Consider the following 8,571-nt stretch of genomic DNA (forward strand, 5'->3'; position numbering starts at 1 on the left):
ATGTACGCGCTCGGCCGGCCGTGCGACGGCGCCCCTTGCCGCTTTGTGGCGCCACACAAGCCGTTGAATCGTTTGCGTCACTTCGTGAAAGCGCCGCGATATGCGGTGTTTGTCACGGTTTCGCGCTATACGGGGTGTACCCCTTCGTCTAGAATCCGCCTAGCTTAAACGACCCCCTTCACAGGCTGGGCTGGACAAGGCAGGGGCTTCGGGCAAGAAGATCGTCGGCGGCTCTGGCCGCAGTCCCCGCAGCGCGCCGCCTGTGGTGCAAGACCGATGAACGACCTGGAAAAAGAGCTCGCCGCACTCATGATCGGCGAACTGAATCTCGAAGACATTCAACTCGATGCCCTGACCGCCGACACACCGCTGTATGGCGAAGGATTCGGGCTCGATTCCATCGATATCCTCGAAGTTGCGTTGCTGATCTCCAAGAAATACGGCTTCGAGCTGCGCTCGGGCGATCCCGATAACCAGAAGATCTTCGCCTCGCTGGGCTCGCTCGCGGCCTACGTGGCAGAGCACCGCACGCGATAGGCTCGCGCCAGCGCCCGACGCATTCCGCTTTCAACGTTTGGCCGGACCGACGCCATGCCGATGACCGGCGCTTCCACTTCGCACCTCGTTCTGATTCCAAGCTACAACCCTGGCCACAAGGTTGACGACACCGTGCGCAGTGCGCGCGCACAGTGGAACCCGGTCTGGGTGGTGGTGGACGGCAGTACCGACGGCAGCACCGAACGCTTGCAGGCCATGGCCGCGCAAGACCCGGGGCTGCGGGTGATCGTGCTGCCGCGCAATCGCGGCAAGGGCGTGGCTGTATTGGCTGGTCTGGAGGCCGCTGCGGCAGCAGGCTTTACCTACGTGCTGACCATGGACGCCGATGGGCAGCATCCCGCCAACCTGATCCCCGAATTCATGGCTGCCTCGCAGGCGGCCCCCGACGCGATGATCCTCGGCCAGCCGGTGTTCGACGCAACGGCGCCGCAGATGCGTGTGCAGGGCCGGCGCCTGTCCAATGGCTGCGCGGACATCGAGACCCTGTGGGCTGGAATTGGCGATACGCTGTTCGGCTTTCGCGTTTATCCAATTGCACCGCTGGCCGAGATCATGCGCCAGCAGAGCTGGATGCGCGGTTTCGATTTCGACCCGGAAGCGGCAGTGCGCCTGTGCTGGGCCGGCGTGCGTCCGATCCGGCTGGCGGCGCCGGTGCGCTACTTCCGCCCGAACGAGGGCGGCGTGTCGCATTTCCGGTATCTGCGTGACAACATCCTGCTGATCGCAATGCATCTGCGCCTGGCGGCTGAGGGCTTGCTGCGCTTGCCCTCGATGATCGCGCGGCGCCTGCAGCGCGGCTGGTAGTCCGCGGCAGGCGGGTTCACACCGCTTCCGTGGCGGCCCTGGCCTGGTGCAGCAGGGTTTCTGCGGCGTGCCAGGCCTGTGACGCGGCAGACGGATCGCCAATCGCGCGGGCGTCGGCCGTGACGCCCGCGAGCCGCATCACGTATACCCCGGCAAGCCGGCGCGCCGTGTTGGCGGGCACCACATCCTTGAGCAGCGTTTCCATCATTGCGAGCAGATCGTCGCGGTAGCGCACCGCCACGTCGGTCACCTCGGGCCAGGTGTCGCCAAACTCCGCCAGCGCGTGCTCGAACAGGCAGCCCGCGAACTCTGGCGTGCGGAACCACGTGCCGTACCGGTCGAAGATGCCCTTGAGGCGGGTGGTGGCGTCAGGCATGGGGCCGAGCTTCTCGGCAATGCTGCCCACGACGAAGCTCTAGCGTTGCTCCAGCACTTCCTTGATCAGATCTTCCTTGCCGGCAAAGTGCCGGTACAACGTCATACGCGCGACGCCGGACTCGTCGATGAGCTTGCGCAGCGTCATGTTGTCCTCTGTAGGTGGGTTATCGGTTTGTTTGCGGCACTGCCGCCCGCCTAGCGCTTGCGTTGCAGCCAACTGAAGACAGCCATGCCCGCCAGCATGGCGGCGACAAAACCGACAGCCTTTGGCACGCCCGCGCCCAGCGCCACCAATGCCGGCCCCGGGCAGAAACCTGCCAGCCCCCAACCGATGCCGAACACGGCGCTGCCGAGCACGAGCCGCGCGGTCACGCCGGTTGCCGACGGCAATTGGATCGGCGTGCCAAGCCACGAGCGGCCGCGCCGACGCGCCACAAAGAAGGCGATCACGCCAACGGCAATCGCTCCGGCCATCACGAACGCCAATGAAGGGTCCCATTGGCCGAACAGATCGAGAAAGCCGAGCACCTTGGCCGGATTGGCCATGCCCGACACGATGAGCCCCGCGCCAAACAGCAAGCCCGCTACGAGTGCGATCACGATGGCCATGTCAGCCTCCAAACACGTGCCGTACCACGAACACGGTGACGATGCCGGCAGTCACGAAGGAGAGTGTGGCCACCAGCGAGCGCACCGAGCCGCGCGACAACCCGCACACGCCGTGGCCGCTTGTGCAGCCGCCTGCGTAGCGTGTTCCGATGCCGACCAGGAACCCAGCCGCCAGCACCTCACCCCAACCCGCGGCGATCTCCGGAACCACGGGGTGGCCAAGCAGGGCGGCAACCACTGGCGCCCCCATCAGGCCGATCAGGAACGCGATGCGCCAGTCCATATCGCCGCGCGGGCGCAGCAGCAGCCCGCCGACGATGCCGCTGATGCCGGCAATGCGGCCGGTGCCCAGCACCAGCACGGCCGCCGCCAGCCCGATGATCAGGCCGCCGACGAGCGCCGCGCCTGGAGTGAAATGTGTGAAGTCGATCGACATGGGAAGCAGGGGGAGCAATCTAGGTTCGAATAATATATAAATTTATAGATTGTTTGTCATGTGCCGAGGCAAGGAAGCGCCAGGCGCGGTGCCGGGCGCGATAGAGGCGAGGCCTCAAAACCGGACGACATAGCACGTGCTCAACGCGTGGAGAGGCAAGACAATGCGGCTGTGACCGGCGCCCTGGCTGCGATGCCTTGAGTAGGCTTGATGCTGCGGTTTCGCAGACGGCGTTGCCCGATGGGGACACTCGCCGTTCAAACAGGGTGCGAACCGATTGTCTGGGTAGCGCTTCCTCGCTAGGCTGGGACTTTGCAGCGGAGGGTTGCGCGATGAGCTGGCAGAACTGGGTCGTCTCTAGGATGGTGCGCAACCAGATCAAGAAGCCGACCGAGCGGGAGCCCTTCGACCCGATCGCCACACGCCTGCATGCCGAGAAGCGCAAGATGCCTTCGCCGGTGGAGCTGCCGCCGGATTGGCGTATCGTCCCGGCCGATGGTGTCAACGGCGATGGCCTCACCGGCGAATGGATTGAACCCGCCGATCCGGACCTGCATGACGACGCGCCGGTCGTGCTTTATCTGCATGGCGGCGGCTATTTCTTCTGCAGCCCGCGCACACATCGCCCGATCACCATTGGCCTCGCCACGCATGCCCGGGCGCGGGTGTGCGTGCCGGACTACCGGTTGGCACCCGAGCATCCGTTTCCTGCGCCGGTGGAAGATGCGCTCTTCACGTATCGCACGCTGGTGACGCAGGGCGTGTCGCCCTCGCGCATTGTGGTGGCCGGCGATTCCGCGGGCGGCGGGCTGGCGTTGGCGCTGCTGGTGGCCTTGCGTGATGCGGCAGACCCGCTGCCGGCGGGCGCGGTGCTGTATTCGCCGTGGACGGATCTTGCCGCCACCGGCCAGAGCCTGATCGACAACGATGAATCCGACGTGATGTTTCGCGGCGCGTGGATGGCGCATGGTGCGGCGTTGTACCTGGGCGATTCGGGCGCACCGGCCGACCATCCGCTCGCCTCGCCGCTGTATGCCGATTTCACGGGCCTGCCCACACTGCACTGCTATGTCAGCACCAGCGAAGTGCTGCGCGACGATACCCTCCGAATGGCCGAGCGGGCGCGGGCGGCCGGGGTATCCGTATCGGTAGAAATGGGGCGGCGGCTTCCTCACGTGTGGCCGATCTTCTATCCTTTCCTTCCAGAGGCGCGCGTAGCGCTCAAACGATCGGGCGAGCAGATCAGGCGACTGGTTGCCGCCCAGCACAAGAACCGAGAACCGGTGGAACTGACACCGGCCTGACCCAGCCGGCGGCGCCCCTGCGTAGCCCGGTCGGGATGCGCAAACGGGGAGCCCAGCATGCGTCGGGTGGTGGTATTGGGTGTGGTGCTGGCCGTGGTGGCCGGCGCCTGGCATTGGAGTCGGCTGCATCGGCTGAGGCTGGCCGATGTGCGCTTCGCGCCGATCGAAAACGTCGCGGCCGCGACTGGCTCGGCAGGCGCCCCCGTACTCAATGCCAACAAGTCGCACTGGCTCAAGGCCTGCGATCAGGCGCTCGGGCCGATGCGCGTGGAGGTGCGTGCCACCGAAACGCCGCTGTCCTTCTCCAACGACCGTTCGGTCGATCAACTCACTGCCGAGGCGCCGCCGTATGACCGATCAGCCCGCGTACTGGGCAAAACGTACGCGACGCTGGTCGCACGCTTCGACGTCAACAGCCGCTACATGGCCATCGCCACGCAGCCGCCAACGACCTGCCTGCGGCCTTCCATCTCGGTGGAGTTGGTGCTGAATAATTTTCGGGTGACGGTGGCGCGTGAATTTGCGCCGGGCACTTGCGCCTACAACGCCATCCGCGAGCATGAGTTGCGGCATGTGGCCGTCAACCGAGCGGTGCTGCCGCACGCCGCCGAGGTGATCCGCAAGGAAATCGAGAGCGAATACGGCGGCCGGCTTTATTTTGGCGATCCGGACCGCATTGCGGCTGATTTGCAAGCAGCGCTCACGCGCCATTGGCTGCCGCGTGCGCAATCGCTGATCGAACTGGGCTTGCAGGCGCACGAGCAGATCGATACGGCGCGTGAGCGGGAGCGTATGAGCCGCGTGTGCAATGGCGAGGTGCAGGCCGTGTTGCAGCAACTCACGCGCAGCTAGCGCGTGGACGCGTGCGAGTTCAGGCGGCCGGACGGTGCGCGGCGCGTGCCTGCAGTTGGGCGACAGCCTCGTCGACGATAGCTTCGGGCGGCAGCGCGATGTCGACGATGACGGCGTCGGTCGGCTCTTCCAGCGCGTCGAACTGGCTGCGTAGGAGGCTCGGATTGAAGAAGTGGTCTTTCCGGGCGGCCAGTCGGCCTTGCAGCAGATCGAAGTCGCCCTTCAGGTAGACGAATTCGGCGTTGCCGGCGGCGCCGCGCAGCACGTCGCGGTAGCGCTGCTTGAGAGCGGAGCAGGCAACCACCAGCGACTGCCCACTGCTCGTCTTCTCGTCCATGTAGGCGCGGATGGATTCGAGCCAGGGTTTGCGGTCATCGTCGTTCAGGGGGATGCCTGCGTGCATCTTGGCGCGGTTGGCCTCGGAGTGAAACTCGTCGCCATCACGGAAAGCGCAGCCCAGCCGCTCGGCAATCTTCTGGCCCACCGTGGATTTGCCGCAACCCGAAACACCCATTACCACTACGATCATCGTCATTCCCTACGTGCAAGAAAGCGCAAAACATCAGGCCGGCATGTTAGCGCGTTGATGAGGATGCCCGCCGGTTTTTGCTGCTGCAGTGCAGCAATTGTTCCGCATCATTGTTCGTCTGAGAACGGATTGCCAAATGCGTCAAGCTGCGTCAAATTGCGATCAATGCAGTGGCTACAAATCATTCAGAACAAGGCCCCAAAAAGGCCAACGTTGATTGGAGGAGACATCCATGGCTGGTGAGGTTTTCGACGCGCGACCGCGCAACGGTGCGTCGTATGTGGTGGGCGACACGTCGGTGCCGCTGGCACATGTCACGGTCTCGGCGTTGCTGGCGGATACCGTGCGCCGCTGCCCCGACGACGAGGCGGTCGTGTTCCGCGAGCAGAACGTGCGCTGGACGTGGCGTACCTTTGCTGAACAGGTCGATGCGCTGGCCGCCGGCCTGCACGCACTGGGGTTCGAACGCGGCGACCGCATCGGCATCTGGTCGCCCAACCGCGTCGAATGGGTGCTCACGCAGTTCGCGACAGCGCGCCTGGGGCTCATCCTCGTCAACATCAACCCGGCATATCGGCTGTCGGAACTGGAATACGCGCTCAACAAGGTCGGCTGCAAGGCCATCGTGGCGGCCGAGGCCTTCAAGACATCGCGCTATCTGGAGATGCTGCAGACACTCGCGCCCGAACTGGCGACCGCGCAGCCGGGCGCGCTGAACGCGGCCAAGCTGCCGGCCCTGCGCTGGGTCATCCGGATGGGCGAGGCCGGCACGCCTGGCATGCTCAACTTTGCCGACGTTGTTGCGCGTGGAAAAAGCGTACCCGTTGATGCGCTGGATGCCATCACGGCCACGCTGTCGCCCGACGACGCCATCAACATCCAGTTCACCAGCGGCACGACCGGCGCGCCCAAGGGCGCCACGCTGACGCATGTGAACGTCGTCAACAACGCGCGCTTCGTTGCCATGGCGATGAACCTGCAAGAGGGTGATCGACTGTGCATTCCCGTGCCGCTGTATCACTGCTTCGGCATGGTCATGTCGGTGCTGACCTGTACGGCCACGGGCGCGTGCATGGTGTTTCCGGGCGAGGCATTCGATCCGCTGGCCACGCTACGCACGGTGGCGGAAGAACGCTGCACGCAACTGCACGGCGTGCCGACGATGTTCATCGCGCAGCTCGATCATCCGGACTTCAAGAGCTTTGACGTATCGACGCTGCGCGGCGGCATCATGGCCGGCTCGCCGTGTCCCATCGAGGTGATGAAGCGCGTCGTGTCGGAATTGAATCTGCGCGAAGTCACCATCGCGTACGGCATGACAGAGACGAGCCCCGTGTCTTTCCAAAGCGCGGTGACGGACCCGCTCGACAAGCGCGTTACCACCGTCGGCCGCATCCAGCCGCATCTGCAGGTCAAGCTGGTGGATGGCGCGGGAGAGGTGGTGCCCGTGGGTGAGAAGGGCGAGCTGTGCACCAAGGGCTATTCAGTCATGCTCGGCTACTGGGACGACGAAGCCAAGACCGCCGAGTCCATCCACGACGGCTGGATGCGCACGGGCGATCTGGCAACGTTCGATGCCGAGGGCTACTGCAACATCGTCGGCCGCGTGAAGGACATGCTCATCCGCGGTGGCGAGAACGTCTACCCGCGCGAGATCGAAGAGTTCCTCTTCCGGCATCCGAAGGTGCAGGCCGTCAACGTGTTTGGCGTGCCCGACCCAAAGTATGGCGAAGAGGTTTGCGCGTGGATCGTGCTCAAGCCCGGCCAGCAGGCCACGGAAGAGGAGATCCGCACGTTCTGCCAGGGCCAGATCGCGCACTACAAGATTCCGCGCTACATCCGCTTCGTCACCGAGATGCCGATGACGGTGACGGGAAAGGTGCAGAAGTTCGTCATGCGCGACCGCATGGTCGAAGAACTCAAGCTGACGGTGGCCGCCACGGCCTGAACTGAGCTTGCGGTATCGCGGTTGAAATGCGAACGGGTTGCGCGCGGTTTGTTGTTGCCATGACGATGCTTGCCGCGCGCGGTTTTGTTCGCCTGCCTGGGCAACGCCCAAGGTGGAAACCGAGACGCGTCTCCCGCGTGCGTCTTGCTGATAGGAGGCACTCGCAGCCAACCGTCCACATAGGATCGCGCGCTTGCGGTGCGCACATCAATGGGACGCGCCACCTGACCCGACGTGCGCCACGGGATGCTCTCCTGCCGGTGACCCACCGCTCACGCAATGTGAGCGCCGATGCGCCGATGTTTCGCGCCTGAAACACCCGGCCAATCGTTCGTCTTAAACACCCTGGCCGTGCGCATGCGCGTGTGCCGACAGCGTCTTCGCGCGAAGGCCATGCAGGCCGTGGCCGTCATGCGCGACATGGCGGTGTATCAGCGCTGCAACCGAAAGGGCGGAAACGGGCCTCCACAAATTCACGTCCCGACACGATTGCGCGGCAGTGCGTGCACCTCTGCACGTGGGTGTCGGTGAATCTTTTGCGTTTTCAATCACTTAGAACAGCCGTGTAAAGCGTGCCCGGAAGTTGGCACCGATTATGCAAACGAGCCGCCCCGGGGTGGGTCATGTTTTTCCCACAGGCAGAGCGCACCAGCCCTACTGGCTGCGTTTCAGCCGTCCCTCTCACCTTTATGGAGTGCGTTATGAAGAAGACCTTACTGGCCACCGCGATCGCCATGGGATTGGGGGTCTCTGGCGTTGCATTGGCTGATATCGGCAATACGGCGTCCGGCGCGGGTGACAAGACCCAAACCACCACATCAACCATCAACAGAACCAGTACTGACACAGACACCACGACAACGACCACAGCAACGGACAATTCGAACCAACACAACAACTCAAGCCAAGGCAGCAACCGCGACAACAGCGGTACAGCCAGCGCCACAGGCTACGGCACTGCAGCCAGCAATAACGGCGGTGTGTCGACTGCGACCTTCACCAACTCCTTCAACACGAGCAAGGCGATTGCCATCTCCAAACTGGAGGGCACGGTCACCAACCTCAGCATTTCGGGGATCGGGAACGTCGCCACCAATAACGGAGGCTCGGCGAACGGCGGCGCCGGCGGGCGTGGCGGTTACGGCTATGGCGG

Annotated in this window: 10 protein-coding genes and 1 pseudogene; 6 read left to right on the forward strand and 5 right to left on the reverse strand. The window is 64.3% G+C overall.

Annotated elements, in window-relative coordinates:
- Positions 1 to 276 precede the first annotated feature (276 nt).
- Both BEK68_RS00805 and BEK68_RS00810 read left to right on the forward strand, forming a co-directional pair.
- Entirely contained in the window at positions 277 to 537 is a 261-nt protein-coding gene (locus BEK68_RS00805) for a phosphopantetheine-binding protein (protein ID WP_004633317.1), read from the forward strand.
- Between the two features lie 54 nt (positions 538 to 591).
- On the forward strand, positions 592 to 1,362 hold the full coding sequence (locus tag BEK68_RS00810) for a glycosyltransferase family 2 protein (protein ID WP_009239151.1): 771 nt from the start codon (positions 592 to 594) through the stop codon (positions 1,360 to 1,362).
- Positions 1,363 to 1,378: 16 nt separating this feature from the next.
- Here BEK68_RS00810 and BEK68_RS00815 read toward each other — a convergent pair whose 3' ends face one another.
- From BEK68_RS00815 to BEK68_RS00830, 4 genes are read right to left on the reverse strand one after another with little or no spacing between them, the layout of a single operon-like run.
- A complete protein-coding gene (locus tag BEK68_RS00815) occupies positions 1,379 to 1,738 on the reverse strand; it encodes a TetR family transcriptional regulator C-terminal domain-containing protein (RefSeq protein WP_232295840.1) in 360 nt (119 codons plus the stop codon).
- Between the two features lie 39 nt (positions 1,739 to 1,777).
- Positions 1,778 to 1,885, reverse strand: coding sequence for a helix-turn-helix domain-containing protein (locus BEK68_RS00820; RefSeq protein ID WP_009239149.1), 108 nt, complete (start codon positions 1,883 to 1,885; stop codon positions 1,778 to 1,780).
- 50 nt (positions 1,886 to 1,935) lie between these two features.
- Positions 1,936 to 2,349, reverse strand: a complete 414-nt coding sequence (locus BEK68_RS00825; RefSeq protein ID WP_004633308.1) for a DUF6691 family protein — start codon at positions 2,347 to 2,349, stop codon at positions 1,936 to 1,938.
- 1 nt (position 2,350) lies between these two features.
- Positions 2,351 to 2,785 carry a YeeE/YedE family protein gene (locus tag BEK68_RS00830; RefSeq protein ID WP_004633307.1) on the reverse strand — a complete coding sequence of 145 codons (435 nt, stop codon included), beginning with the start codon at positions 2,783 to 2,785 and terminating at the stop codon, positions 2,351 to 2,353.
- 332 nt (positions 2,786 to 3,117) lie between these two features.
- Between BEK68_RS00830 and BEK68_RS00835 the strand changes: the two genes are divergently transcribed.
- Positions 3,118 to 4,089, forward strand: a complete 972-nt coding sequence (locus BEK68_RS00835; RefSeq protein ID WP_009239148.1) for an alpha/beta hydrolase — start codon at positions 3,118 to 3,120, stop codon at positions 4,087 to 4,089.
- A 57-nt stretch (positions 4,090 to 4,146) separates the two neighbouring features.
- Positions 4,147 to 4,941 (forward strand): hypothetical protein, encoded by a 795-nt coding sequence (locus tag BEK68_RS00840; RefSeq protein WP_009239147.1) that lies wholly within the window; start codon positions 4,147 to 4,149, stop codon positions 4,939 to 4,941.
- A 19-nt stretch (positions 4,942 to 4,960) separates the two neighbouring features.
- Here BEK68_RS00840 and BEK68_RS00845 read toward each other — a convergent pair whose 3' ends face one another.
- Positions 4,961 to 5,470, reverse strand: coding sequence for a gluconokinase (locus tag BEK68_RS00845; RefSeq protein WP_004633299.1), 510 nt, complete (start codon positions 5,468 to 5,470; stop codon positions 4,961 to 4,963).
- Positions 5,471 to 5,702: 232 nt separating this feature from the next.
- Here BEK68_RS00845 and BEK68_RS00850 point away from each other — a divergent pair, with 232 nt between their 5' ends.
- Positions 5,703 to 7,418 (forward strand): AMP-binding protein, encoded by a 1,716-nt coding sequence (locus BEK68_RS00850; protein WP_009239146.1) that lies wholly within the window; start codon positions 5,703 to 5,705, stop codon positions 7,416 to 7,418.
- Between the two features lie 701 nt (positions 7,419 to 8,119).
- Positions 8,120 to 8,571 (forward strand): annotated as a pseudogene (locus tag BEK68_RS00855) (hypothetical protein); the annotation flags it as partial.

The organism is Ralstonia pickettii (genome assembly GCF_001699815.1).
In the GTDB taxonomy this organism is placed as follows: domain Bacteria; phylum Pseudomonadota; class Gammaproteobacteria; order Burkholderiales; family Burkholderiaceae; genus Ralstonia; species Ralstonia thomasii.